The following is a 25,510-nucleotide window of genomic DNA, read 5'->3' as shown; positions in this document are numbered from 1 at the left end:
GTTCGCGGTCGCCGGCCGGTGCCACCCGGCGCCGGCCGACGGCAGACCCGCAGAAGCAGATGCAACCGACTGCGCAAAGGGGAAGCCATGACAGCGACGACCGACGGAAGCGCCGGGGGCATGAGCCCCCTGGCGGCCGCGGCCAGCACGACGCACGACACCGGCGCCGCCGCGCCGGACCTCGACCAGGCCGCCGCCCGAGCCGCGGAGCGGGCCGTCGAGCACCTGCTCGCCCGACAGGACCCCGAGGGCTGGTGGAAGGGCGACCTGGAGACCAACGTCACCATGGACGCCGAGGACCTCCTCCTCCGCCAGTTCCTCGGCATCCTCGACGCGGACACCACCCACGCCGCGGCCCTCCACATCCGCCGCGAACAGCGCGAGGACGGCGCCTGGGCCACCTTCTACGGCGGACCCGGCGAGGTCTCCGCCACCGTCGAGGCCTATGTGGCCCTGCGCCTCGCCGGAGACCCGCCCGAGGCCCCGCACATGGCCCGCGCCGCCGCCTGGGTCCGCGCCGGGGGAGGCATCGCCGCCGCCCGGGTCTTCACCCGGATCTGGCTCGCCCTCTTCGGCTGGTGGCGCTGGGAGGACCTGCCCGAGCTGCCCCCGGAGCTGCTCTTCCTCCCCAAGTGGTTCCCGCTCAACATCTACGACTTCGGCTGCTGGGCCCGGCAGACGATCGTGCCGCTCACCGTCGTCTCCGCGAAGCGCCCGGTCCGCCCCGCGCCCTTCCCGCTCGACGAGCTGCACACCGACCCGGCCCGGCCGAACCCGCCCCGGCCCCTCGCCCCGGCGACCGGCTGGGACGGGATCTTCCAGCGGCTCGACAAGGCGCTGCACGTCTACCACCGGCTGGCGCCGCGCTCCCTGCGCAGGACCGCCATGAACGTCGCCGCGCGCTGGATCATCGAGCGCCAGGAGAACGACGGCTGCTGGGGCGGCATCCAGCCTCCCGCCGTCTACTCGGTCATCGCCCTCCACCTCCTCGGCTACGACCTCGAACACCCCGTCATGCGCGCGGGGCTCGAGTCGCTCGACCGGTTCGCCGTATGGCGCGAGGACGGCTCGCGGATGATCGAGGCCTGCCAGTCGCCCGTGTGGGACACCTGCCTCGCCACGATCGCGCTCGCCGACGCGGGGCTCCCGCCGGACCACCCGGCCCTGGTGAAGGCCGTCGACTGGATGCTCGACGAGGAGATCACCCGTCCGGGGGACTGGGCGGTGCGACGGCCCGGACTGCCGCCCGGCGGCTGGGCGTTCGAGTTCCACAACGACAACTACCCCGACATCGACGACACCGCCGAAGTCGTGCTCGCCCTGCGCCGGGTCAGGCACCCCGAGCCCGCACGCGTGGAGGCGGCCGTCGCCCGGGGCACCCGCTGGACCCTCGGCATGCAGTCGCGCGGCGGGGCCTGGGGAGCCTTCGACGCCGACAACACCAGTCCCTTCCCCAACAGGCTGCCCTTCTGCGACTTCGGAGAGGTCATCGACCCGCCCTCCGCCGACGTCACCGCCCACGTCGTGGAGATGCTGGCGTACGAGGGCCTCACCCAGGACCCCCGTACCCGCGCGGGCATCGAGTGGCTCCTCGCCCACCAGGAGCCGAACGGCGCCTGGTTCGGCCGCTGGGGCGTCAACCACGTGTACGGCACGGGCTCGGTGCTCCCGGCGCTCACCGCCGCCGGGCTGCCCGTCTCCCATCCGGCGATCCGCCGCGCCGTCCACTGGCTCGGATCCACGCAGAACGAGGACGGGGGCTGGGGCGAGGACCTCCGCTCCTACACGGACCCGTCGTGGATCGGACGCGGCGCCTCCACCGCCTCGCAGACCGCGTGGGCGCTGATCGCCCTCCTCGCCGCGGGCGAGCGGGACTCCGAGCCCGTACGGCGGGGCGTGGCCTGGCTCGCCGGGACCCAGCGCGAGGACGGCTCCTGGGACGAGCCGTACTTCACCGGCACCGGCTTCCCCTGGGACTTCTCCATCAACTACCACCTCTACCGCCAGGTGTTCCCCCTCACGGCGCTCGGACGCTACGTGTACGGGGAGCCCTCGCCCGGCAAGGAGCGCTGATGGCGCGCGAGCCGGGCCCCGCCGCCCCGCCGCCGCTGCTCATCGCCTGCGCGCTCGGCATCGAGCAGCTCGCCCTGCGCAGCGGGGAGCGCGGCGGAGCCCCCGGCCCCGTGACCGTGCTCCGTACGGGCATGGGACCGGACCGGGCCCGCCGGGCGGTCTCCCGGGCGCTCGGCGAGGAGCGGTGGCGGGACGCCGCCGTCATCGCCTCGGGCTTCTGCGCGGGGCTCGCCCCCGGGATGCACCCGGGGGACCTGGTCGTCGCCGACGAGACCCGCGGTCCCGACGGCACGACCCCCTGCACCGGGACCGAACTCCTGGTGAAGGCCCTGGCCAGGGCCGTGCCGGGGCGGGCCGTGCACACCGGGCCGCTGACCGGCTCCGACCACGTGGTGCGCGGCCCCGAGCGGGCCGCGCTGCGGGCCACCGGGGCGATCGCCGTCGACATGGAGTCCTCCGCGACCCTCCGTACCGCCCGGGGAGCCTTCTCCGGCGCCGGCGGCGGTCCTGACGCCCGCCCGGTTGCGGCCGTCCGGGTGGTCGTGGACGCTCCAGAACATGAACTGGTGCGGATCGGCACGGTACGCGGGGGAATATCGGCCTTCCGCGTTCTTCGTGCCGTCCTTCCCGCTTTCTTCGAATGGCACCGTTCTTTGCTGCTCCCCAGGAGGTGAGCGAGTCATGGCCATGCCGCTGCGTCAGTCCATCAGGGTCGGGACCTATCTCTTCGAACAGAAGCTCCGCAAGCGTGAGAAGTTCCCGCTGATCGTCGAGCTCGAGCCGCTCTTCGCGTGCAACCTCAAGTGCGAGGGCTGCGGAAAGATCCAGCACCCGGCGGGAGTCCTCAAGCAGCGCATGCCGGTCGCCCAGGCGGTCGGCGCGGTCCTGGAGTCCGGCGCCCCCATGGTGTCCATCGCGGGCGGCGAGCCCCTGATGCACCCTCAGATCGACGAGATCGTGCGCCAGTTGGTGGCGAAGAGGAAGTACGTCTTCCTCTGCACCAACGCGATGCTGCTGCGCAAGAAGCTGGAGAACTTCACCCCCTCGCCGTACTTCGCCTTCGCCGTCCACATCGACGGCCTGCGGGAGCGGCACGACGAATCCGTCGCCAAGGAGGGGGTGTTCGACGAGGCGGTGGCGGCCATCAAGGAGGCCAAGCGCCGCGGATTCCGCGTCACCACCAATTCGACCTTCTTCAACACCGACACCCCGCAGACGATCATCGAGGTCCTCAATTACCTCAACGACGACCTCCAGGTCGACGAGATGATGATCTCGCCCGCCTATGCGTACGAGAAGGCCCCCGACCAGGAGCACTTCCTCGGCGTGGAGCAGACCCGCGAACTCTTCAAGAAGGCCTTCGCCGGCGGAAACCGGCGCCGCTGGCGGCTCAACCACTCGCCGCTCTTCCTGGACTTCCTGGAAGGAAAGGCGGACTTCCCCTGCACCGCCTGGGCCATTCCGAACTACTCGCTCTTCGGCTGGCAGCGCCCCTGCTATCTGATGAGCGACGGATACGTCCCCACGTACCGCGAACTCATCGAGGACACCGACTGGGACAAGTACGGCCGCGGCAAGGACCCGCGCTGCGCCAACTGCATGGCGCACTGCGGGTACGAGCCCACCGCCGTCCTCGCCACCATGGGCTCCCTCAAGGAGTCCCTGCGCGCGATCCGGGAGACCGTCTCAGGGAACAACGGGTGAGTGCCTCATGAAAGGTGAGGACGAGCGTCTCGTGAAGGGTGAGTTCGACCTGCGGGCGCTGCTCGCCGAGCGCGGCGGCGAGCGGTACGAGCTGCACGCCAGGTACCTCAACCACCAGCTGCCGCGCATGCTCCACACCATCGGCTTCGACAAGGTGTACGAGCGGGCCGAGGGCGCCCACTTCTGGGACGCCGACGGGGTCGACCACCTCGACATGCTCGCCGGCTTCGGCGTCATGGGCCTCGGGCGGCACCACCCCGTCGTCCGCAAGGCCCTCCACGACGTCCTCGACGCTCAGCTCGCCGACCTCACCCGCTTCGACTGCCAGCCGCTCCCCGGACTCCTCGCGGAACGGCTCCTCGCCCACAGCCCCCACCTCGACCGGGTCTTCTTCGGCAACAGCGGCACGGAGGCCGTGGAGACCGCCCTGAAGTTCGCCCGGTACGCCACCGGGCGGCCCAGGGTCCTCTACTGCTCCCACGCCTTCCACGGCCTGACCACCGGCTCCCTCTCCGTCAACGGGGAGACGGGCTTCCGGGACGGCTTCGCCCCGCTCCTGCCCGACACGGCGATCGGGCTCGGCGACCTCGACGCCCTGGAGCGGGAGCTGCGCAGGGGCGACGTGGCCGCCTTCGTGGTCGAGCCCATCCAGGGCAAGGGCGTCCACGAGGCGCCGCCGGGCTTCCTCCGCGCCGCCCAGGAGCTGCTCCACCGGCACGGAGCCCTGCTGATCGCCGACGAGGTGCAGACCGGCCTCGGCAGGACCGGCGACTTCTACGCGTACCAGCACGAGGAGGGCGTCGAACCGGACCTGGTGTGCGTCGCCAAGGCGCTCTCCGGCGGCTATGTGCCGGTCGGCGCCACCCTCGGCAAGGACTGGATCTTCAAGAAGGTCTACTCGTCGATGGACCGGGTGCTCGTCCACTCGGCGAGCTTCGGGTCGAACGCCCAGGCCATGACCGCCGGGCTCGCCGTCCTCTCGGTCATGGAGAACGAGGGGACGGTGGCGCACGCCCGCCGGATCGGCGACCTGCTGTCCGGCCGACTGAAGGAGCTGGTGCCCCGGTACGAGCTCCTCCACGAGATCCGCGGGCGCGGGCTCATGATCGGGATCGAGTTCGGCCGGCCGTCCTCGCTCGGCCTGCGCGGGCGCTGGACGATGCTCCAGGCGGCCCGCAAGGGCCTCTTCGCCCAGATGGTCGTCGTCCCGCTCCTCCAGCGGCACCGGATCCTCACCCAGGTCTCGGGTGACCATCTGGAGGTGATCAAGCTGATCCCGCCGCTCATCATCGACGAGGCGGACGTGGACCGGTTCGTCACCGCCTTCACGGCGGTCATGGACGACGCCCACGGCGGCGGCGGGCTCATGTGGGACTTCGGCAGGACACTGGTCAAGCAGGCGGTCGCGCAGCGCTGAGCATTTGCCTGTGAGGCAAGAAACTTGCCTCACAGGCACGATGCTGGCGGAATGGACGCATGGACCACGTCCCCGGGGAGACCTCCCCGGACCCCGTCGCCCCGGGCGTCCTGCCGGACGTCGCCCCGCAGCTGCGGGCCCTGCGCCGCCGCCGGGGGCTCACCCTGGAGGCCGCCGCCCGGCGGGCCGGCCTCTCGCCGGCCCACCTCTCGCGCCTGGAGACCGGCAACCGGCAGCCCTCGCTGCCGATGCTGCTCGCCCTCGCCCGTATCTACGGTACGACGGTCTCCGAGCTCCTCGGCGAGGCGCCGCCCGAGCGTGACCCCGTCGTCCGGGCCGGCCGCTCCGAACCCGTCGAGGCCGACGGCTGGATCTACCGCCAGGCGGGCGGCGCCGGGCGGGCCCTGCAGTGCCTGCGGGTCCACGTGCCGTACGCGACCCGTTCCGACATCGTGCGCGTCCACCCGGGGGAGGAGTGGATCCACGTCCTGGAGGGCCGGGTGCGGCTGGCGCTCGGCGAGGCCGTCCACGTCCTCGACCCCGGGGACAGCGCGCACTTCGACTCGCTCACCCCGCACCGGATCGGCGCCGCCACCGCCGGCGGGGCGGAGCTGCTGTTCGTCCACACCCTGATGCAGAGTCCCGCGGCCGAGCTGTGCCTCGGCGACGGGACTCCGCACCGGCGGTGAGTCCCGCGACGCTCCGTTCCTCCGAACCTTCTCCGAAAGGGTCGACATGTCCGACAAGTCACGACCGGTCACCGGCGAAGAGCGCGGGGAGGGCAAGTTCCCCAAGGGCCTTGTCCTCCGGCTCTTCGCCTATCTGGTCGCCGGCCACCTCTTCGCCGGCTTCCTCTATCTGCTCTTCATGTTGGGCGGGCAGAACCAGTAGCCGGCGGGGCTACGCCTCCGTGAGCAGGCGCTCCTTCAGCCGCTCGCGGGTCTCCGGCGACAGCTTCAGGCCCTGCGTGAGGTAGCCGTCCACCGAGCCCCAGGTCACCTCGATCGTCTCGAAGGCGCCCCGCAGATACTCCACCCGCGCGTCGAAGAGGGGGCTGAGGAGTTCCATCACCTCGGGCGACATGGCGTCCGGAGCGGTGGAGCCGCGGCGCACCTTGTAGCGGCGGTGCGGCTCGTTCGACTTCACGTAGTCGGCCTCGATCGCCTCCCGCTCGACCCCGACGGCGAGCAGGGTGATCGCGATGGAGAGCCCCGCGCGGTCCTTGCCCGCCGCGCAGTGCATCAGGGCGGGGAGGCTGTCCTCCGCCATGGAGTGCAGGATCCGGCTGTGCTCGGCGGTCCGCTCGATCACCATCTTCCGGTACGAGTCGGACATACGGGCGGCGGCCTTGCCGTCGCCGAGGATCTCCCTCAGCTGCTCGAGGTCGCCGTCGCGGACCAGCTTCCAGAACTCCTTGCCGTCCGCCGGATCGTTGAGGGGTATGTTCACGTTCCGTACGCCGGGCAGCTCCACGTCCGGGCCCTCGATCTTCCGGTCGGCCAGGTTCCGGAAGTCGAAGACGGTGTGCAGGCCCAGCGAGTCGAGGAAGGCGGCGTCCGTCCCCGTCGCGTGGGCGAGGTGGCCGCTGCGGAAGAGGCGGCCGGGGCGCACGGCCCGCCCGTCCGTCGTCGGCAGGCCGCCCACGTCCCGGAAGTTGCGGACCTCGGCCAGCTCGGGTTCGTTCAGCTCGATGGGCGGGACCTGCGGCAGCTGCTGCGTCACGGATGCTCCTGGTGGTCGACGTTCGGATGCCCGACGCGGAATGGGTTCCAGGGGCAATCATCCAGCCGGGACGGTGATGGCGCAGCCCCCTGGACGGGAATGGGCGATCTGTCCGTATTGAGGCCTTGCGTATAACGCGCCCTGTTTACAGGTGAGATGAGCCTTCGTGCGTGAGCAGGGTCATAGAAGTGACGGATCGTGGCCGAAGGCGGGATGCAATTCCCCAGCGCAAAAAGGGAATCGAAGGGCCGTCATCCACAGAGGGTGACCGGAATTCCGGGTCGAGGACGGGGCGGGGAAAGCCGGTGGAAATCAGTGGCTTGTTGATGCCGACCCGCTCGTCTAGCGTCACCGTCAATCCGGTCGGACCGCCGAATCCTGCCACCGTCCGGAATTCCCACTCATCCCATGCGTGGCAGGAGCGGGGGACCCAGGAAGTACGCCGGTCCCGCGACGCAGGACGGCTTGGGGTGAAGCCGCGTGAGAACGCGGCCGGGCATCTCCAGTCCGAACCCGACAGCTCACCTCGCAGGCGCCGGAGAGGAATTCGCCATGCCCGCGACGGGTAAGCACCGCCGTACCAAGTCCAGCCGCCTCACCCGCGGAATCGCCGCCGCCGGCACCGGAGGCGCCGTCGTCGCCCTCCCGTTCCTCGGAGCCACCGGGGCCCACGCCGCCGAGCAGGCGGCCCCGGCCGCCGCCCCCGCCAAGGCCGTCACCGCCGCCGCCCAGGTGAAGGCCGCCGCCGTCCAGGCCGCGCCGACCGCCACGAAGGCCGCACCGAAGACGTACTCCGTCGTCCGGGGCGACTACCTGTCGAAGATCGCCTCCGAGCACCACCTCGCGGGCGGCTGGCAGAAGCTCTACGCCGACAACCGCCAGGTCGTCGGCGAGGACCCCTCGCTCATCCTGCCCGGCATGAAGCTCACGCTCGGCGCCAAGAACACCGCGAAGCCCGCCGCCCCGAAGAGCGCCGCGCCCAAGGCCGCCGCCCCCAAGAGCAGCCAGAAGGCCTCCGCCGCGCCCTCCGCGAAGAACGGCGACACCCCGCGCGCCTCCCGTGGCGCCGAGCGCTCCTCCGCCCCGGCCGCGCAGACCTCGGACACCGCCCCCGCGCAGTCCACGGGCTCCTCCGCCTCCGGCGCCTCGACCTCCGCGTCCGGCTGGGTCGCCCCGGTCGGCGGCGGCGTCTCCACCCCGTACCGCGCCTCCGGCTCCATGTGGTCCTCCGGCTACCACACCGGTGCCGACTTCATCGCCTCCTCCGGCACCTCCGTCCGCGCCGTCGGCGCCGGCACGGTCGTCTCGGCCGGCTGGAGCGGCTCGTACGGCAACGAGGTCGTCATCCAGCACGCCGACGGCAACTACTCCCAGTACGCCCACCTCTCCTCCCTCTCCGTCTCGTCCGGCCAGACGGTCACCGGCGGCCAGCAGATCGGTCTCTCCGGTTCCACCGGCAACTCCACCGGCCCGCACCTGCACTTCGAGATCCGCACGTCGCCGAGCTACGGCTCCGACATCGACCCGCTGGGCTACCTGCGCCAGCACGGCGTCTCCATCTGAACCCGACGCCCGTCAACTCCCGTGTGGCCCGGCACTCCTGTGCCGGGCCACCGGCGTGTACACCGCTCTATTCCGGCTTGGCACATTCTTTATCGGTGGCATATGTCACGCACCGTCAACCCCTCCTTACGGTCGCGTAGGTCACATCCGAAAGGGAAGGATGTGTTCCCGTGGCAGACGATTCGAGATCAAGAGACAAGAACGCATTCGGGTCGTACGCGGCGATCGGTGACAGCTTCACCGAGGGCGTCGGAGACCCCGGGCCCGACGGGACGTACGTCGGCTGGGCGGACCGCTTCGCGGTCCTGCTCGCCGACCAGCTGCCGGAGCACGACGCCTTCCGCTACGCCAACCTGGCCGTACGCGGGCGCCTCCTCGACCAGATCGTGGCGGAACAGGTCCCCCGGGCGAAGGAACTCGCCCCCGACCTGGTGACCTTCTGCGCCGGCGGCAACGACATCATCCGCCCCGGCACGGACCCCGACGACGTGGCCGAGCGCTTCGAGCGCGCCGTCGCCGAACTGACCTCCGCCGTCGGCACGGTGATGGTGACCACCGGCTTCGACACCCGTGACGTGCCCGTGCTCCGGCACCTGCGCGGCAAGATCGCCACCTACACCGCCCACGTCCGGGCCATCGCGGACCGCTACGACTGCCCGGTCCTCGACCTGTGGTCCCTGAAGTCCGTCCAGGACCGGCGCGCCTGGGACGACGACCGGCTGCACCTCTCGCCCGAGGGACACACCCGGGTCGCCCTGCGCGCCGCCCAGGTCCTCGGCCTGCCGGTACCGGCCGACCCCGACCAGGCATGGCCGCCGGTCCCGCCGCGCGGCACGCTCGAAGTGCGCCGCGACAACATCCAGTGGGCGAGGGAGTACCTCGTGCCCTGGATCGGGCGCCGGCTGCGCGGCGAGAGCTCAGGAGACCACGTCGAGGCCAAACGCCCGGACCTCATGCCCCTCTGAGCCCGCCGGTCACGGACGGACCGCCGGGCCCGCGCTCTCGTCCGGCAGGTTCAGTTCCCGGGCGAGGGCGGCGTCCGCCCAGCGCAGCAGCGTGGTGCGGGGGAGGGAGCCGGCGTACGCCGTCGTCTGGACGGCGAGGCCGTCGAGGAGGGCGGTGAGCCGCCAGGCCGCCCCGGCCGGGTCCGCGCAGACGAACTCCCCGGCGGCGTCCCCCTCCGCGATCACCCGGGTCAGCGCAGCCTTCCGCTCCTGGTCGAGGGAGGCGGCGACCCGGCGCAGCTCGGGGTCGCGCAGCGAGGCCGCCCAGCCCTCGATCCACAGCCGCCACCCCTTGGCCCGACCGGTCGGCGCGTACCAGCGCACCGCGGCCCGCAGCCGTCGCACCGCCGTGGAGCGGCGCCCGAGGATCCGCCGCAGCTGGGCGAGATCGGCTTCCGCGGCGTGTGCGAAGGCGGCGGTGACCAGCTGTTCCTTGGACGAGAAGTGGTAGAGCACCAGGGCGTTGCTCACCCCGAGCGTGGAGGCCACGTCGGAGATCCGGACGGCCGCGACACCGCGCGCCTCGATCTGCTCGACGGCGGCCCGCAGCAGCTCCTCCCGCCGCTCGGACACGCTCAACCGCACTCTCGCCACGCCGCGCAGCCTACACAGCACATGACGCGGGCATGATCGTCCTGTGGCTGCGGTGGGTGGTGGAGTCAGTACCCCCCGTAGCCGTACTCACCGCTGTTCAGTACGGACGACCGTCCCGGACGTTCGCGGCGCGGGCCGCCCATAATGGAACGACCCCCAGAGATCAGGAGGTCCTGTGACCGGTACCGGCTCCGACCGTTCGCCGCGGGCCCGGCTGCGCGCACTGCGCCCCGAGTCCTTCGGCGCGGATCCCACGGGTGAGCGCCTCGCCCGCATCCGCCGCTCGCCGAACTTCGCGGACGGGATCTTCCAGAACCCCGAACCTGCCCGACGCGGCCCCTCCGGCTCCGGCGTCGAATTCGCCAAGGTCTACTTCGACAAGGACGGGCGGTCGCGCCGCGTACCCAGCGGCTCGATCCCCGTCCACCCCACCACCGTCGCCGACCTGGCCAGGCCCCCGGCCACCGGTCTCCGGCTGACCTGGATGGGCCACTCCGGCGTCCTGGCGGAGATCGACGGACACCGGGTCCTCTTCGACCCCGTCTGGGGTGAGCGCTGCTCCCCCTTCCCCTTCGCCGGACCCAAGCGGCTCCACCCGGTGCCCCTGCCGCTCGCCGCGCTCGGTCCTGTGGACGTCGTCGTGATCTCGCACGACCACTACGACCACCTCGACCTGCCGACGATCAAGGCGCTGGCCACCACCGACACGGTCTTCGCCGTGCCGCTCGGCGTCGGCGCGCACCTGGAGCGCTGGGGCGTGCCCGCCTCCCGCCTGCGCGAACTGGACTGGAACGAGTCCACCGAGATCGGCGAGCTGCGGCTCACGGCCACCCCGGCCCGGCACTTCTGCGGCCGTGGCCTGCGCAACCGGCAGATGACGCTCTGGGCCTCCTGGGTGGTGACGGGACCCGGCCACCGGATCTTCCACAGCGGGGACACCGGCTACTTCTCGGGCTTCAAGGACATCGGGGCGGCCCACGGCCCGTTCGACGCGACGATGATCCAGATCGGCGCCTACTCGGAGTTCTGGTCCGACATCCACATGACCCCGGCGGAGGGCATGAAGGCGCACCTCGACCTTCAGGGCGGCGGGCCCGCCGGCGTGATGCTGCCGATCCACTGGGGCACCTTCAACCTCGCCCCGCACCCGTGGGCCGAGCCGGGGGAGGGCACCGTCGAGGCCGCCGCCGGGGTCTCCCAGCGGGTCGCCCTGCCCATCCCCGGCGAGCCCTTCGAGCCGGGTGCCGAGCGGCTGCCCGAGAGCCCCTGGTGGCGTACGGTCGCCCGGGTCCCGGCCGAGGGCTGGGGAGGGCGGGCTCTCACCGACGGTCACATGCCGCTCACCGGCGCGTCCGGCGTGTCCGCGGGCCTGAAGGCCGGTACGGACGCCGTGCGGGCGCCCGGCGAGACCGGCACGGACGGCGGCCTGGGTGCGCCGGAGGCGGCCAGGACTCCCTGACGACGCGTGCGGGCCGTGCGGTCCGCACGGCCCCGGAGGATTCCGGTCGGGGGCGATTTCCGCAGAGGGCGGAGGCGTGAGAACGCCTCCGCCCTCTTCCGTTCCCGGTCTCCGACGGCCCTTCCGCGCCACGGTGTCGACTTTCGGCCGATGGTTCTCGGCCTGTCGTGCGGAGAGCGATACCAGACCGGGCCGCTCTCCGGGTAAGTTTGCCAACTGCGCGCCGCACATGAACGGTTGACGACTACAGTGTGTGGTTGCTGATCATCGGTAGGCTCGTCGCACTCCTGTCGTCCACCCCCAGAACAGCCCCCAGAACAGCATCCAGAAACAGCCCCCTGAACAACGCCCGTAAAGCTCTCCCCAGACCCCCTGAACAGCCCCCGCAGTACGCCGATTCCTGGGCACGTACCAAGGACACTCATGTCTCAACTTCGCGCACCCGCCTCGCGGTCAGATCGACGCGAGGGCGGGCGGCACGGCCGGTCAGGCGCCCGCTCCGCCCCCGGTACCACCAGCAACCCCCCGGCACAGTCCTCCCCGCAGCACACGACGGAAGCCCGCATACGCTCCCAACTCCTGCGCACCTCGGTGCTTCCCGCCGTCGCGGTGGCACTCGGCGGGGCCGCGGCCGTCCTCTTCACCATCCGCTCCACCGGCGCCGCACCCACCCCCGGCCTCTGGGCCGCGCTCACCGGCGCCGCCGCCCTCACCGTCGCCTCCGTGACGGCCGCCGCGCTCGGCGCGGACCGGGCGGCCAGGGCGGTGCTCGACCGCTGCAACGCCCTGCGCCGCACCAGCGCCCGCGGTCAGAGCGAACTGCACACGGTCCTCGAACAGTTGCGCAGGGGTGAGGCGCTGCCGCCCCGTCCCGCGCTGCCGACCGGCACCGCGTCCGGCGACGAGTTCGACCTGCTCTCCCAGGAGCTGACGCGTTCTCACGAGGCCGCCGTCGCGGCCGTCGTGCAGGCGTCCCGGCTCTCCAGCAGCGTCGGGAACGAACAGAAGGTCGAGGTCTTCGTGAACCTCGCCCGGCGCCTGCAGTCCCTGGTCCACCGCGAGATCCAGCTCCTCGACGAGCTGGAGAACGAGGTCGAGGACCCGGAGCTGCTCAAGGGCCTGTTCCACGTCGACCACCTCGCCACCCGCATCCGCCGGCACGCCGAGAACCTCGCCGTGCTCGGCGGCGCCATCTCCCGCCGCCAGTGGTCGAACCCGGTCACCATGACGGAGGTGCTGCGCTCCTCCATCGCCGAGGTCGAGCAGTACCCGCGCGTGAAGCTCGTACCGCCGATCGACGGTACGCTCCGGGGCCATGCCGTGGCCGACGTCATCCACCTCCTCGCCGAACTCGTCGAGAACGCGACGCTGTTCTCCGCGCCGCACACCACGGTGCTGCTCCGCGCGCAGTACGTCACGGCCGGTCTCGCGATCGAGGTCGAGGACCGCGGCCTCGGCATGCCCGTCACCGAGCAGAACAAGATGAACGCCCTGCTCGCCGACCCCGACCAGGTCAACGTCGCCCATCTGCTCCAGGACGGCCGGATCGGACTCTTCGTCGTCTCGGCGCTCGCCCGCCGGCACGGCATCGCCGTACGCCTCCAGTCCAACATCTACGGCGGAGTCCAGGCCGTCCTCGTGCTGCCGCAGGGCCTTCTCGGCGCCGACCCCGAGGGGCTCGCCCAGCACGAACGCCAGGCCGCCGCGACCGCGGGTTCCACCGCGGTCCCGCCGAACCAGGTGCAGATGCAGCCCCAGCCCCAGCCGACGGCCTCGCAGTCGCAGCCGCAGTCGCCGTCGCACCCGCAGTCCCGGCCCGAGGCACCCTCCACCGCCCCGACCGCGGCACCGGCCCACCCCCAGGCGCCCGTGCCCGCGGCCAGGAACGCGGCCGCGACCGCCCCCGTACCGCCGCCGTCCGCACCCTCCCCCGAGCGGGCCCCCGCCCGTCACGAGGAGCCCCGCACCGCCGACCCGCTCACGTACCCCCGTACGAGCGAGCGGCCGGACGGGTACGCGGACTCCGGCCGCACCACCCCGGTACCGGCCCAGTCGGCCGGCGCGGCGCCCACGGGCCCGCCGGCCTCCCTCCTGTCGCCGCTCCCCCCGGCGCCCGAGGCCCCCGGCCGGCCCGTACTCCCCAAGCGGCGCGCCCAGGAACACCTCGTCCCGCAGCTGCGCGACGAGCCCGCGGCCCGCAAGCCCGAGGAGCACACCCTGCACGACCCCGGCCTGATGGCCGCGTTCCAGCGCGGCATCGGACTCGCCGAATCCCAGCCCGCCCCCCATGAATCGCTGCGTCCCGGCGACGCGCACAAGGAGTAGACACCATGGCGAGCAATGTGCCGACCGGCCATTCCTCGGACCTCGACTGGCTGCTGAGCGGACTGGTCCAGCGGGTCCCGTACACCCGCAACGCGGTTCTGCTCTCCTCCGACGGCCTCGTGAAGTCCGTCCACGGCCTCGACCCCGACGCGGCCGACCACATGGCGGCCCTGGCCTCCGGGCTCTACTCGCTGGGCCGCAGCGCGGGCGCCCGCTTCGGTGACGGCGGTGAGGTCCGTCAGGTGGTCGTGGAGCTCGACTCCACCCTCCTGTTCGTCTCCACCGCGGGCTCCGGCACCTGTCTGGCGGTCCTCGCGGGCCGTGAGGCGGACGCCGCGGTCCTGGGGTACGAGATGGCGATGCTCGTCAAGAGCGTCCGCCCGTACCTGGTCACCCCCGCCCGGCAGGCCGCCGGCGTGGTGGGTGGCATCGGCCAGTGAACGCCACGTCCCCTCAGGAGGGGCCCTGGCTCGACGACGCGGCCGGCCGGCTGATCCGCCCGTACACCGTGAGCGGTGGCCGGACCAAGCCGACCACCGCGCTCGACCTGCTGTCCATGGTGATGGCGACCGGTTCGTCACCCCAGGCCCACATGGGCCCCGAGCACAGCCTGGCCCTCGGGCTGTGCGACGGGCCCACCTCGGTGGCCGAGATCGCGGCGCACTTACGGCTCCCCGCCGTGGTCACCAAGGTCCTGCTCTCCGACCTCGTGGACTGCGGGGCGCTCACCGCGCGCGCCCCCCGGTTCCACGCCAACCCAACCGACCGTTCCTTGCTGGAGGCAGTGCTCGATGGCCTACGACAACGGCTCTGAGCGCCACGACGGCTCCGCCGCCGACCCCTTCCCCACCGCGCTGAAGATCCTGGTGGCGGGCGGGTTCGGCGTCGGAAAGACGACCCTCGTGGGCGCGGTCAGCGAGATCGAACCACTGAGCACCGAAGAGCTCCTGACCTCGGTCAGCGCGGCCACCGACAGCCTGGAGGGCGTGGAGTCCAAGACCACGACCACCGTCGCCATGGACTTCGGACGCATCACGCTCGACGACCGGCACGTGCTCTACCTCTTCGGCACCCCGGGCCAGGAACGCTTCTGGTTCATGTGGGACGAACTCTCCGAGGGTGCGCTCGGGGCGGTCGTCCTCGCCGACACCCGCAGGCTCCAGGAGTGCTTCTCCGCCGTGGACTTCTTCGAGCGGCGGGGCATCAAGTTCGTCGTGGCGGTCAACGAGTTCGACGGCTCCTTCCGTTACGAACCGGACGAGGTACGGTCCGCGCTCGACCTCAGGCCGGAGGTGCCGGTCGTCCTCTGCGACGCCCGGATCTCCAGCTCCGGCATCCGCACCCTGCTGACCCTCGTCCAGCATCTGCTCACCACCATCCCGGCCACCGTGCCGAGCTACGGAGCCACGCCATGACGTACGACCCCACCGGTCACCTCCTGCTGACCCCCATCGACAAGGACGCGCCCGCCCGTGTGCAGCGGCTGCGCGAACTGGGTCTCGGGGAGCGGCCGGAGCCGGCGTTCGACGAGTTCGCCCACCGTCTCGCGGAGGTGACCGGCGCTCCGTTCTCGATGGTCAACTTCATCGACGAGAACCGGCAGTTCTTCGCGGGTCTGCACACCCCCGAGGGCACCCACTCGGGAAGCGACCTGGGCGCGGCCGCCGCGGGCGCCGGCGGTGTCGGCCGCTTCATGGCCCGCGACCACGGCTACTGCCCGCACGTCGTGGTGCGGCGCAAGGCGCTCGTCCTCGAAGACGTCTGCGACTACCCGCGCTTCGCGGGGAACCCGGTCGTGGACGAGATCGGCATCCGCTCCTACATGGGGGCGCCGCTGATCGACCGCACCGGGGTCGCCCTCGGCACCATCTGCGTCGTCGACACCGACGTCCGGCCGTGGGGGCGCGCCGGTCTCGAGACGATCAAGACGATGGCCGCCGAGCTGATGCAGCAGATCCACCGGCGTGAGGACGGCATGTTCTGACCGCCGCCACTCCTCATGCCGGGAGCCCCGGTACGGCCGACAGCCGTACCGGGGCTCCCGGCATGTCGGGGCGTCAGGCGTGCACCGGCTCCGGTTCCGGCGTGCGGACCAGCTCGGACAGCCGCTCCGACCAGCTGCCCTTGTCCTGACCGAGGGCGACCTCGGCGAGCCGCAGGAGCTGGATGTCGGAGGTGCCGGCCGGGGCGAAGATGTGGTGGGCGTCGCGGAGGTACCGCTCGATGGCCCGGTCGGTGAAGAGTCCGGCGGCGGCGTGGATCTCCATGGCGTTACGGCCGGAGTCGATCGCCGACTCGACGTTGACGAGCTTGGCGTTCATCAACTCGGTGTCGCAGGACAGACCCTGGTCGAGCAGGTGCACGGCGTGGTACGCGGCCAGCCGGGCCGTCATCAGCCGGGACTGCATCTGGCCGAGCTTCAGCTTGACCGTCGGCAGGTCGTGGAGCGGCTTGCCGTACCGGATGCGCTCGGAGGCGAAGCGGGTGGTCTCCTCCAGGATCGCCTGGTGGATGCCGAGCGAGACGGCGGTGAGGTTGGCCCGGCCGTAGAGCACGCTGGAGGAGTACGCGACGGAGAGGCCGTCGCCCTCGTCGCCGAGTCGATTCGAGGCCGGAACCCGGCAGTTCTCGAAGATGAGCTCACCGAAGCTGAAGCCGTGGAGCCCCATGGCCGGCTGCTGCGGACCGGTCCTGAACCCCGGGCGATCGGATTCGACCAAGAAGGCGGTGAGACCCTTCGAACCGGGACCGGTCCTGACCACGACGCCGTGCAGGTCACCGACGTGGCTGTTGCCGACGTAGACCTTGCTGCCGTTGAGGATGTAGTCGTCGCCGTCCCGCACGGCGCTGGCGCTCATGCCGAGGACATGGCCGCCGGACTCGGGCTCGGTGACGGCGATGGTGGGCAGGCACTCGCCGGCGGCGACGGCCGGGAGCCAGGTCTTCCGCTGCTCGTCGCTGCCGAAGTGCACGATCTTTGCCGTGCCCAGCTGTGAGGCCTGGACCATCGCGCCCATGGCGCCGCTGACCCGGGAGAGTTCCTCGATGATGATGGTCTTGGCCAGATGGCCGGCGCCCATGCCACCGTATTCCTGGCTGATTGTCGCGCCCAGCCAGCCCTGCTCGGCGATCAGCCGGGACAGTTCGTGGTGAACCGTACGGGACTCCTCCATCTCGGCTATCCGTGGCCGGACCTCACGCTCCGCGAACGCGCGCACCGTCTCCCTGAGCTGATGATGCAGTCGACTGCTGAAGTAGCTGTCCATACGAGTCCCTCCCTGCGAAAGCCTGATCGGTTCTCCGAACAGGTGGTGCATCGGCAGTGGTCCCGTCCCGAGCAGGCCGACCACTTCATGGTGTTGATCTTTCCGGGACGGATCAATATCGCCACGAGATTTGTCCGAAACCCGAGCGGTTGACGATTGATTCCGACTGTGTTTCGTGTGGTCTTGGCCTGCTCGGCCTGATCCGGCGGGCATTCCCGGTGGGCGTGTTTCTGCCACATGTCAACGGCAACCCCGGCATGGGTATATGTCCATGAGAGCGACTCGTTCGCCACATGAGCGCCTTCACTCCCCAAGAGGTGACATTCCGGACGCTCTGGAGGGCGAACGGCTCGCCGTCCGCGCCCGTCCGCCGGACGCCGGGAAAGGGGTTCGTGACCATCAGCGAAAGTGCGGTATTGTTCTCATGCGCGTCCAGCCAGGGGAAACCCCAGGTCAGACGGGCACCGGGACGTGGCGCAGCTTGGTAGCGCACTTGACTGGGGGTCAAGGGGTCGCAGGTTCAAATCCTGTCGTCCCGACTCGAAAGAGTCGTCGTCAAGGGGCCGTTTCAGAGCAATCTGAAACGGCCCCTTGGTCGTTTCCGGTACCTCGAGGCCGGCGCGCGGCGCACCGCCCACCCGGTCTGCGGGTCGGCGAAGGCCGTCGCATCGAGCATCCGCTCGTGGAGTGGGCCGGTAATAACCCTTGGACGGCGTGAGCGTCCGCACGGAACACTGCCAGACCTGTCCCGTTGGATACGACAAGACAGGGTTGGGATGGGAAAGTCTGAATCGCGCAGATGTTCGCCAGGCAGGGGCTCCGTGCTCCTCGCGCTCCGCTACTACGGACGGGAGCTGATCCGGCTCAGACGGATGACGGCACCGGCGATGTTGCTCCCGGCGCTGGGCAACATCGGGATCTTCTACATCGTGCCGCTGATCGTCGCGAAGCTCGTCGGTCGCATCGCGGGGGACAGCGGCGGCGTCGGCCCGATGCTGCCGTACGTCCTCGCCTTCGCCGGCGTCCTGCTGCTCGCCGAGGCGCTGTGGCGCGTCGGCCTGCACTGTCTGAACCGACTCGACGCCCTCGGCATCGAGCACCTGTACGTGATCGGCATGGACGCGCTGTTCGCCAAGGACGCCGCCTTCTTCCACGACAACTTCGCCGGCTCGCTGACCAAGCGGGTCCTGAGCTTCGCCTCACGGTTCGAGGAGTTCGTCGACACCCTCACCTTCTCGGTCATGGGCAAGTTCGTGCCCCTGGTGTTCGCGTCGGTGATCCTCTGGACGTACGACCCCCTGCTCGTCGTCGGGCTCCTGACGATGATCGCGGTGACCACCCTGTGCGTGCGGCCCCTGATCCGGCGCCGACAGGCGCTCGTCGACCGGCGCGAGGAGGCGATCGCCCGGGTGTCGGGTCACGTCGCCGACAGCCTGATGAACATGGACACGGTCCGGGCGTTCGCCGCCGAGGAACGCGAGGCCGCCGAACACCGCTCCCGCGTCGCCGAATCGCGCCGCCTCACGCTGCGTTCATGGGACTACGGCAACCTGCGCATCGACACGCTGATCGCACCGATGTCCGTGCTCACCAACGTCCTCGGCCTGGTGCTCGCCCTCTCGCTCGGCGCGGGCGAACACGGTGTCGAGGCCGTCGTCGTCGCCTTCACGTACTACTCCAACGCCACTCGGATCATGTTCGAGTTCAACCAGATCTACCGCCGCCTGGAGAGCTCGATGACGGAGGCCGCGCAGTTCACCGAACTGCTGCTGACCCCGCCGACCGTACGGGACCCGGAGGTTCCGGAGCCGCTCCTCTCCGAGGGCGCCGATGTGCGCTTCGAGAAGGTCACCTTCGCCCACGCGGGCGCGAAGCCGCTCTTCGAGGGCCTGGACCTGGCCGTGCCCAGCGGCGCCAAGGTCGGATTCGTCGGCCGCTCCGGCGGCGGCAAGACCACGCTCACCCGGTTGCTGCTGCGGATGACGGACATCGACGGCGGCCGGATCACGATCGGCGGGCAGGACATCAGCAGGCTGCGGCAGGCCGAACTGCGCGGTCTGATCGCCTATGTGCCGCAGGATCCGGCGATGTTCCACCGCACGCTGCGGGAGAACATCGCGTTCGCCCGGCCGGACGCCACCGACGCCGAGATCCGCCGCGCGGCCGAGGCGGCGCACGTCACGGAGTTCGTCGACACCCTTCCCGACGGCTTCGACACGATGGTCGGTGAGCGCGGGGTGAAGCTGTCCGGCGGCCAGCGCCAGCGGGTCGCCCTCGCCCGGGCCATTCTGCGCGACGCGCCGATCCTGCTGCTCGACGAGGCGACCAGCGCCCTGGACTCGGAGAGCGAGATCCTCGTACAGGACGCGCTCTGGCGCCTCATGGAGGGGCGGACGGCGCTCGTGGTCGCCCACCGGCTCAGCACCGTCGCCACCATGGACCAGCTCGTCGTCCTCGACGGCGGGCGCATCGTCGAGCGGGGCACGCACCACGAACTGCTCGCCGCGGAAGGCGCGTACGCGAAGCTGTGGCAGCACCAGTCGGGCGGCTTCCTCGACGGAACCCCCGCCGGGGCCGACCTGCTGTGAGGCCTGCCGATCGGGCCGGGCTTCGTCAGCCGGCCCAGCGGCCCGTCAGGAAGGTGACGGCCAGGACCGTGCCCAGGGGCGCGACCAGGCAGAGGTACACGGTGGTGGCCGTCCTGCGGCGCAGGCTCCAGACGGCGAGTCCGGTCCACAGGGGCCACCACAGGAGGGTGCTGCGCGCGATGGACATGTACCAGTACGAGGTGCCGAGCGCCCACAGCGTCAGCGCGATGTAGAGGGCTTCCGCCCAGCGGCGCCGGCGGACGAGCACGGCGAGCAGCAGGAGGCCGAGGAGCATGGCGACGAGGTCGGCCTGGAACAGGGCGGCGTAGCCGGTGGCCTGGGTGTGGGCGAAGGCCTCGTGCCAGGTCTGGGCCCAGGCATCCCAGGGAGCACGGAAGGTGCGGTACCAGCCGCGTTCCTGGGCGTGCTTCCACGCCATCAGGTCACCGGTCCGCTCGTACAGGAACCAGAAGTAGAGGAGCGCGGGCAGTACGGGCAGGGCGAGCAGCGCGGCACGGTACCGCCTCGTGCGTACCGTCGTGAGGAAGTGGACGGCGAGGGCGGCGGCGAGGAACAGGCCGCTGATGCGGACGGTGGTGGCGCCGGCCGCGAGGAGCGTGGCGAGGGGCCAGCGCTGCCGCTGGGCGGCGAGCCAGGCGGGCAGGGCGAAGGCGAGGAACAGGGCCTCGCTGTATCCGGCGGCGAGGAAGACCGCGCAGGGGGAAAGGAGCAGGAACAGGGCGGCGCGGCCGCCCGCGCGCGAGCCCGGCAGGTGGAGTTCGGCGATCCTGGCCAGCGCGAGCACGGCGACGGCGCCGGCCACGAAGGAGATGAGCAGCCCGGCGGCGGTCCAGTCGGGGACCACCGTGTGCACGGCCCGCAGGAGCAGGGGGAAGCCGGGGAAGAACGCCTCCCTGTTGTCCCGCGTACCGGCGCCGTTCGCCGTGCCGGATCCGTCATCGCCGGGGAAGTAGCCGTCCCTGGCTATGTGGAGGAAGTGTCCCCAGTCCCAGTGCTCGAAGGACGCGAGCACCGGTTCGGGCTCACGGGCGTCGCCGTGCGCGGGGAACAGCCAGCGGGTGCAGTAGGCGGTCGTCCACAGGGCCGCCCGGGTCAGCAGGTACAGCCACAGGACCTCGCGGTCGACAGGCCGCAGCCGGGCCCACGCCCGCCCGAGCGGAGTGTCCCGCGGGCGTGGACGATCCGCCCGCCGTACGTCCTCGGGCGCCTCGGACACGGCACTTTCCGCCCGTACGGGGGCATGCCTGGGGGAAGGGGGTGCCGTGACGGGCATGGGTGATCGTCTCTCCGTGGGTACGTGAAAGGGCGGGGCGGGCCCTGTGGCGCGGGCCGTCCCGTGAGTGGGGGAGCGGTGGGTCAGCTGTGAAGGCTCGTGACGCCCGGGCTGGGCGGCGGCGACGTGCTCAGTGCCGTCTCCTGGGGCCCCGGCCCCGGAGGGGTGGAGCTGGGGCCGGGCAGCGGTGCGGAGGGGCTGGTGGCGGGCATGACGGGGGCGGGTCCTTCGGGCACCAGCGTGGCGGCCGTCGCCACGCCGAGAGCGGCGATGGCGCTCGCCGTGACGACGGCGAGGGCCAGGTGACGCCGCCGGGACCGTCTGCCCCGCTCGACGACCCGCTCGACCGGCAGCGGCACGGCCTGCCGCCGGCCGTGCTCGGCGGCGGCCCGGAACAGGGCCCTCAGGGACGGGTCGTCGATGTCGTCACGCATCGGGAGCCTCCTGCGCATTGTCCCGCAGCCGGTCGGCCAGGGCGGCACGCCCGCGGCCGAGATGAGTCTTGACCGTGCTGGCGGACAGCCCGGTCTCGCCCGCGATCTGCTCGACGGTGAGGTCGCACAGATAGTGCAGGGCGACGGTGCGCCGCTGCTGGGGCGGCAGGGTACGCAGCGCCTCGACCAGGACCACGTGCTCCGGGCCCGGCCCCGCCACCTCGGGCGGGACGCCGGCCCGCCGCGTCCACGCGTCGGCCGTGCGTCTCCGGAAGCGCCACTGGCTCACGGCCAGACGCCAGGCGACCTTCCGGATCCATGCCTCCGGTCCGCCGTCGCGGTCGAGCTGCCGTCGCCGGTTCCAGCCCTTGACGAACGCTTCCTGGACAACGTCTTCAGCCTCCTGCAGATCGCCGAGCATGACGTAGAGCTGCCCGGTGAGCCGCCCGACCGCCTGGACGTAGAACGCTTCGAACTCTTCGACGGTCAACGGCAACTCCCGGGTCTCTCGCTTCACCGGGCATACGCCTGGGAGGGCCGCGACGGTCTACACCGCCGCCGAAAAGGGCATGTGAGGCCCGTCACACCCTCTAGGCTCTACCCGCACTCCGGGGAGGGGGTGGGCGTCACGTCCTCCGGATTCACCGTGTCGAAATACAGGAGGTCCCGCGCGGGCGCCAGATGGAACCTGCCCTGATAGCAGGACGCGGTGAGCGTCCTGTCGTAGCCGGGACTGTGCAGCCACCCGGCCTCGTCGGGCAGGAACTCCGCGAGTTCCTTCGGCGGCTGGGCGGGAACCCGGGCCTTGAAGCCGTACGCCGGTTTCTCGACGATCGAGCGGGCGGCGCCGGCGGTCAGCCGGACGACGCCCACGACACGTATCCGTGGATCCTGGTCGGGGATCCCGCGGTCCGAGTCGTTCGGGTTCCGGACCAGCCAGTGCGGGTCCGACAGCGTGCCGAGCGTGGGGAACCAGCGCTGCAGCGGCTCGACGTCCGTCCGTACGCGCGGAGGCGCGGCATCGCCCTCGGCCGCACCGGTCGCGCATCCGCCGGTCCCGCCGCCCAGGACGAGGAGCCCCCCGAGAAGGAGCCACCTGCGCCGGCTCAGAGAAGTCGACGTCCCCATGCGTCCCGCCTCACGTGTGGTCCGAGCGTCCGATGGTAGCGAGGGCTCCCGCCCGGCCGCACCGTTTGCGGAGCGGGCGGGCCCGGGTTTGAGTGGACGAGGCCCCGTCGTCACACTCCCGTCGTCGCCCGAAGGGCAGGCGGGAGTGCGACGACAGGGCCAGGCCCCCACTCGTTCGTCAGGAGCTGGCATGTCGATGGCATTCGGTTCTCCCTTCGGTTCGTCGGATCCGTTCAGCGACATGCTGAATCGCTTCTTCGGTATGTCGCCGGCGTCGTCGCCCCCGGCCGTGCAGCGCGTGCCCATCGGACGCCTTCTCACCGAGTCCTCCCACGAACTGCTCAACGCCGCCGCGGCCAAGGCGGTCGAGGACGGGACGAGCGACCTCGACACCGAACACCTCCTGTGGGCGGCCACCCAGGTCGAGCCCACCCGCAGGCTGCTCGCCCAGGGCGGGGTCGACCCCGAAACCCTCGCCGGACGGATCGCCAAGGTCCTGCCCCACGAGGCTCAGGAGCCGTCCTCCGAGCCCGGCCTCACTCCGGCGGCGAAGCGCACCCTCGCCCTCGCCCACGCCAGGTCCCAGGCGGCCGGCGTCTCGTACATCGGCCCCGAGCACATCCTCGGCGCCCTCCTCGGCGACGCCGACTCCGGCGCCTCGCGCTTCCTGCGCGCCGACGGCCTCGACGTCTCCGGACTGCGCGGCACCGCCGACCGCGCCGCCTTCGGCGAGAGCGGCCCCGCGGCCCCCAAGCAGCCCGCCACGACCCTGGACGAGTTCGGCCGGGACCTGACGGAGGAGGCGAGGGCGGGCAGGCTCGACCCCGTCGTCGGCCGGGCCGAGGAGATCGAGCAGACCGTCGAGATCCTGTCGCGCCGCTCCAAGAACAACCCCGTCCTCATCGGCGAACCCGGCGTCGGCAAGACCGCCATCGTCGAGGGCCTCGCCCAGCGGATCGTGGCCGGAGAGGTGCCCGACACCCTCAAGGACAAGAGGGTCGTCTCCCTCGACATGTCCGGGATGGTCGCCGGCGCCCAGTACCGCGGCCAGTTCGAGGAACGCCTGAAGAAGGTCATCGAGGACGTCCAGCAGGCCGAGGGCCGGATCATCCTCTTCATCGACGAACTCCACACCGTCGTCGGCGCGGGCGCGACCGGCGAGGGCGCGATGGACGCCGGCAACATGCTCAAGCCCGCCCTCGCACGCGGCGAGCTCCATGTCGTCGGCGCGACGACGATCGACGAGTACCGCAAGCACGTCGAGAAGGACGCCGCTCTCGAACGCCGCTTCCAGCCCGTCCTCATCCCCGAACCGACGGTCGAGGAGACCGTGCAGATCCTCGAAGGGCTGCGCGACGCCTACGAGGCCCACCATCAGGTCCGCTTCGCCGACGGGGCGCTCGCGGCCGCCGCCGAACTCTCCGACCGGTACATCAGCGACCGCTTCCTGCCCGACAAGGCCATCGACCTGATGGACCAGGCGGGCGCCCGCGTACGGCTGCGCAGCGCGGGCCGCTCCACCGAGGTCGTCAGCCGGGAGGACCGGCTCGCCAAGCTGCGCCGGGAGAAGGAACAGGCCGTCGCCGCCGAGGAGTTCGGGAAGGCCAAGGCGCTGAAGGAGGAGATCGCCGAGGTCGAGGGCGAGCTCGCCGGCATCGAGGAGCGCCGCGAGGGCGTCGTCTCGGTCACCGCGGCCGACATCGCCGACATCGTCTCGCGCCGTACGGGCATCCCGGTCTCCCAGCTCACCGCCAGCGAGAAGGACAGGCTCCTCAGGCTCGAGGAGGAGATGCACGCCCGGATCGTCGGCCAGGACGAGGCGGTCACCGCCGTCTCCGAGGCCGTGCGCCGCAACCGGGCGGGCATGGGCGACCCCGGCAGGCCCGTCGGATCGTTCCTCTTCCTCGGCCCCACGGGCGTCGGCAAGACGGAGCTCGCCAAGACCCTCGCCGAGCTGCTGTTCGGCGAGGAGGACCGGATGATCCGGTTCGACATGAGCGAGTTCCAGGAGAAGCACACCGTCGCCCGGCTCGTCGGCGCGCCTCCCGGATACGTCGGATACGAGGAGGCCGGCCAGCTCACCGAGAAGGTCCGCCGCAACCCGTACAGCGTCGTCCTCTTCGACGAGGTGGAGAAGGCGCACCCGGACGTCTTCAACACGCTGCTGCAGATCCTCGACGACGGGCGCCTCACGGACGGGCAGGGCCGTACGGTCGACTTCCGGCACTGCGTGATCATCATGACGTCCAACATCGGAGCCCACCGCATCCTCGCCCACGAGGGCGACGCCGCCGAGCTCAAGGACGAGCTGATGGAGGACCTGCGGGGGCGGTTCCTGCCCGAGTTCCTCAACCGCATCGACGACATCATCGTCTTCCACAGCCTCACCGAGAAGGATCTGTCGGAGATCGTCGACCACCTCCTGGACCGCAGCAAGCACCGCGTCCACGCCCAGGGCCTGACCCTGGAGGTCACCGAGGCCGCGAAGAAGCTGCTCGTGGCCCACGGCTACCAGCCGGAGTTCGGCGCCCGCCCCCTGCGCCGCACCATCCAGACGGAGCTCGACAACCGGATCGCCTCCCTGCTCCTCGGCGGCGAGGCCGAGCCGGGCGACACGATCGTCGCCGACGTGATCGACGACTCCCTCCACTGCACCATCCGCGCGAGCGCCGGCGCCGGAACCGGGACGGCACCCGTGGCCGACAAGGCCCCGGTGGCGGCCGCCACCCCCGAAGGCCACAGCCATGGGAAGCCCCGCCGCCCGGCCGAGGAGGAACTCGACGAGCGCCTGGAGGAGGACCGCGAGGACATGGGCCTTCCGCCGGACCAGGAGCGACAGGCGGACTAGGCCGTGTCCGGAAAGTCGGTGGCTCGTTACTCCGTTCGTGGTGCGTAGACATGAACTGACGGATGAGTCGTGGGCGTTGATCGCTCCGCTG

23 protein-coding genes, 1 tRNA gene and 1 riboswitch are annotated in these 25,510 nt (G+C 71.4%); of the genes, 17 read left to right on the top strand and 7 right to left on the bottom strand.

From position 1 onward, the window contains the following. Positions 1 to 87: 87 nt before the first annotated feature. The 6 genes from shc to ACZ4VK_RS11225 are packed head-to-tail and all read left to right on the top strand — an operon-like array spanning position 88 to position 6,085. Complete coding sequence (gene shc / locus ACZ4VK_RS11250; protein WP_468350897.1) at positions 88 to 2,073, top strand: squalene--hopene cyclase; 1,986 nt, start codon at positions 88 to 90, stop codon at positions 2,071 to 2,073. Continuing rightward, positions 2,073 to 2,747, top strand: a complete 675-nt coding sequence (locus tag ACZ4VK_RS11245; protein ID WP_468350895.1) for a phosphorylase family protein — start codon at positions 2,073 to 2,075, stop codon at positions 2,745 to 2,747. Before shc ends, ACZ4VK_RS11245 begins: the two co-directional genes overlap by 1 nt. Positions 2,748 to 2,754: 7 nt before the next feature. Further along, the gene (hpnH, locus tag ACZ4VK_RS11240) at positions 2,755 to 3,777 is read left to right on the top strand and encodes an adenosyl-hopene transferase HpnH (RefSeq protein WP_468350893.1); all 1,023 of its coding nucleotides are present in this window, start codon (positions 2,755 to 2,757) and stop codon (positions 3,775 to 3,777) included. 7 nt (positions 3,778 to 3,784) lie between these two features. Then, the gene (locus tag ACZ4VK_RS11235) at positions 3,785 to 5,194 is read left to right on the top strand and encodes an aspartate aminotransferase family protein (RefSeq protein WP_468350891.1); all 1,410 of its coding nucleotides are present in this window, start codon (positions 3,785 to 3,787) and stop codon (positions 5,192 to 5,194) included. 59 nt (positions 5,195 to 5,253) lie between these two features. Beyond that, positions 5,254 to 5,883, top strand: coding sequence for a helix-turn-helix domain-containing protein (locus ACZ4VK_RS11230; RefSeq protein WP_468350889.1), 630 nt, complete (start codon positions 5,254 to 5,256; stop codon positions 5,881 to 5,883). 46 nt (positions 5,884 to 5,929) lie between these two features. Next, on the top strand, positions 5,930 to 6,085 hold the full coding sequence (locus tag ACZ4VK_RS11225) for a DUF6126 family protein (RefSeq protein WP_468350888.1): 156 nt from the start codon (positions 5,930 to 5,932) through the stop codon (positions 6,083 to 6,085). A gap of 9 nt (positions 6,086 to 6,094) precedes the next feature. Here ACZ4VK_RS11225 and ACZ4VK_RS11220 read toward each other — a convergent pair whose 3' ends face one another. Further along, complete coding sequence (locus ACZ4VK_RS11220) at positions 6,095 to 6,916, bottom strand: tyrosine-protein phosphatase (protein WP_468350886.1); 822 nt, start codon at positions 6,914 to 6,916, stop codon at positions 6,095 to 6,097. 392 nt (positions 6,917 to 7,308) lie between these two features. Then, positions 7,309 to 7,464, top strand: a riboswitch (cyclic di-AMP (ydaO/yuaA leader). A gap of 4 nt (positions 7,465 to 7,468) precedes the next feature. On the opposite strand from ACZ4VK_RS11220, the gene ACZ4VK_RS11215 reads away from it, so the two are divergent. Both ACZ4VK_RS11215 and ACZ4VK_RS11210 read left to right on the top strand, forming a co-directional pair. Beyond that, positions 7,469 to 8,479, top strand: a complete 1,011-nt coding sequence (locus tag ACZ4VK_RS11215; RefSeq protein WP_468350884.1) for a M23 family metallopeptidase — start codon at positions 7,469 to 7,471, stop codon at positions 8,477 to 8,479. A 170-nt stretch (positions 8,480 to 8,649) separates the two neighbouring features. Beyond that, positions 8,650 to 9,444, top strand: a complete 795-nt coding sequence (locus ACZ4VK_RS11210; RefSeq protein ID WP_389679849.1) for an SGNH/GDSL hydrolase family protein — start codon at positions 8,650 to 8,652, stop codon at positions 9,442 to 9,444. A gap of 9 nt (positions 9,445 to 9,453) precedes the next feature. On the opposite strand, the gene ACZ4VK_RS11205 is transcribed toward ACZ4VK_RS11210, so the two are convergent. Then, positions 9,454 to 10,077, bottom strand: coding sequence for a TetR/AcrR family transcriptional regulator (locus ACZ4VK_RS11205; protein ID WP_468350883.1), 624 nt, complete (start codon positions 10,075 to 10,077; stop codon positions 9,454 to 9,456). Between the two features lie 175 nt (positions 10,078 to 10,252). Between ACZ4VK_RS11205 and ACZ4VK_RS11200 the strand changes: the two genes are divergently transcribed. The 6 genes from ACZ4VK_RS11200 (at position 10,253) to ACZ4VK_RS11175 (ending at position 15,845) form a co-directional block, all read left to right on the top strand. Next, a complete protein-coding gene (locus tag ACZ4VK_RS11200) occupies positions 10,253 to 11,536 on the top strand; it encodes an MBL fold metallo-hydrolase (RefSeq protein ID WP_468350881.1) in 1,284 nt (427 codons plus the stop codon). Between the two features lie 423 nt (positions 11,537 to 11,959). After that, on the top strand, positions 11,960 to 13,861 hold the full coding sequence (locus ACZ4VK_RS11195; RefSeq protein WP_468350878.1) for a sensor histidine kinase: 1,902 nt from the start codon (positions 11,960 to 11,962) through the stop codon (positions 13,859 to 13,861). Between the two features lie 5 nt (positions 13,862 to 13,866). Next, complete coding sequence (locus tag ACZ4VK_RS11190) at positions 13,867 to 14,301, top strand: roadblock/LC7 domain-containing protein (protein WP_351906169.1); 435 nt, start codon at positions 13,867 to 13,869, stop codon at positions 14,299 to 14,301. Beyond that, positions 14,298 to 14,675, top strand: a complete 378-nt coding sequence (locus ACZ4VK_RS11185; RefSeq protein WP_468350876.1) for a DUF742 domain-containing protein — start codon at positions 14,298 to 14,300, stop codon at positions 14,673 to 14,675. The genes ACZ4VK_RS11190 and ACZ4VK_RS11185 overlap by 4 nt, the downstream gene beginning before the upstream one ends. Beyond that, a complete protein-coding gene (locus ACZ4VK_RS11180; RefSeq protein ID WP_468350874.1) occupies positions 14,653 to 15,276 on the top strand; it encodes a GTP-binding protein in 624 nt (207 codons plus the stop codon). Before ACZ4VK_RS11185 ends, ACZ4VK_RS11180 begins: the two co-directional genes overlap by 23 nt. Then, positions 15,273 to 15,845 carry a GAF domain-containing protein gene (locus ACZ4VK_RS11175; RefSeq protein WP_468350872.1) on the top strand — a complete coding sequence of 191 codons (573 nt, stop codon included), beginning with the start codon at positions 15,273 to 15,275 and terminating at the stop codon, positions 15,843 to 15,845. Before ACZ4VK_RS11180 ends, ACZ4VK_RS11175 begins: the two co-directional genes overlap by 4 nt. 73 nt (positions 15,846 to 15,918) lie before the next feature. Here the strand turns inward: ACZ4VK_RS11175 and ACZ4VK_RS11170 are convergent, their stop codons facing one another. After that, positions 15,919 to 17,127 carry an acyl-CoA dehydrogenase family protein gene (locus ACZ4VK_RS11170; protein WP_468350871.1) on the bottom strand — a complete coding sequence of 403 codons (1,209 nt, stop codon included), beginning with the start codon at positions 17,125 to 17,127 and terminating at the stop codon, positions 15,919 to 15,921. 465 nt (positions 17,128 to 17,592) lie between these two features. Between ACZ4VK_RS11170 and ACZ4VK_RS11165 the strand changes: the two genes are divergently transcribed. Both ACZ4VK_RS11165 and ACZ4VK_RS11160 read left to right on the top strand, forming a co-directional pair. Next, positions 17,593 to 17,666: transfer RNA gene (locus tag ACZ4VK_RS11165), tRNA-Pro, on the top strand. Between the two features lie 237 nt (positions 17,667 to 17,903). Continuing rightward, positions 17,904 to 19,715 (top strand): ABC transporter ATP-binding protein, encoded by a 1,812-nt coding sequence (locus ACZ4VK_RS11160; protein WP_468350869.1) that lies wholly within the window; start codon positions 17,904 to 17,906, stop codon positions 19,713 to 19,715. Between the two features lie 25 nt (positions 19,716 to 19,740). Here the strand turns inward: ACZ4VK_RS11160 and ACZ4VK_RS11155 are convergent, their stop codons facing one another. The 4 genes from ACZ4VK_RS11155 to ACZ4VK_RS11140 all read right to left on the bottom strand — a co-directional run bounded on the left by ACZ4VK_RS11155 (position 19,741) and on the right by ACZ4VK_RS11140 (position 22,571). Beyond that, the gene (locus ACZ4VK_RS11155; protein WP_468350867.1) at positions 19,741 to 21,009 is read right to left on the bottom strand and encodes a mannosyltransferase family protein; all 1,269 of its coding nucleotides are present in this window, start codon (positions 21,007 to 21,009) and stop codon (positions 19,741 to 19,743) included. A gap of 83 nt (positions 21,010 to 21,092) precedes the next feature. Beyond that, on the bottom strand, positions 21,093 to 21,443 hold the full coding sequence (locus ACZ4VK_RS11150) for a hypothetical protein (protein WP_468350865.1): 351 nt from the start codon (positions 21,441 to 21,443) through the stop codon (positions 21,093 to 21,095). Then, complete coding sequence (locus ACZ4VK_RS11145; protein ID WP_468350863.1) at positions 21,436 to 21,933, bottom strand: SigE family RNA polymerase sigma factor; 498 nt, start codon at positions 21,931 to 21,933, stop codon at positions 21,436 to 21,438. The genes ACZ4VK_RS11150 and ACZ4VK_RS11145 overlap by 8 nt, the downstream gene beginning before the upstream one ends. 107 nt (positions 21,934 to 22,040) lie before the next feature. Then, complete coding sequence (locus tag ACZ4VK_RS11140) at positions 22,041 to 22,571, bottom strand: hypothetical protein (protein ID WP_468350861.1); 531 nt, start codon at positions 22,569 to 22,571, stop codon at positions 22,041 to 22,043. A 190-nt stretch (positions 22,572 to 22,761) separates the two neighbouring features. Here ACZ4VK_RS11140 and ACZ4VK_RS11135 point away from each other — a divergent pair, with 190 nt between their 5' ends. Continuing rightward, a complete protein-coding gene (locus tag ACZ4VK_RS11135; RefSeq protein ID WP_468350859.1) occupies positions 22,762 to 25,419 on the top strand; it encodes an ATP-dependent Clp protease ATP-binding subunit in 2,658 nt (885 codons plus the stop codon). The last annotated feature ends 91 nt before the right edge of the window (positions 25,420 to 25,510 follow it).

The organism is Streptomyces sp. NPDC028711 (assembly GCF_055565415.1).
Note: the sequence above shows the minus strand (reverse complement) of the source record. Positions and strands in the feature narration are given on the sequence as shown.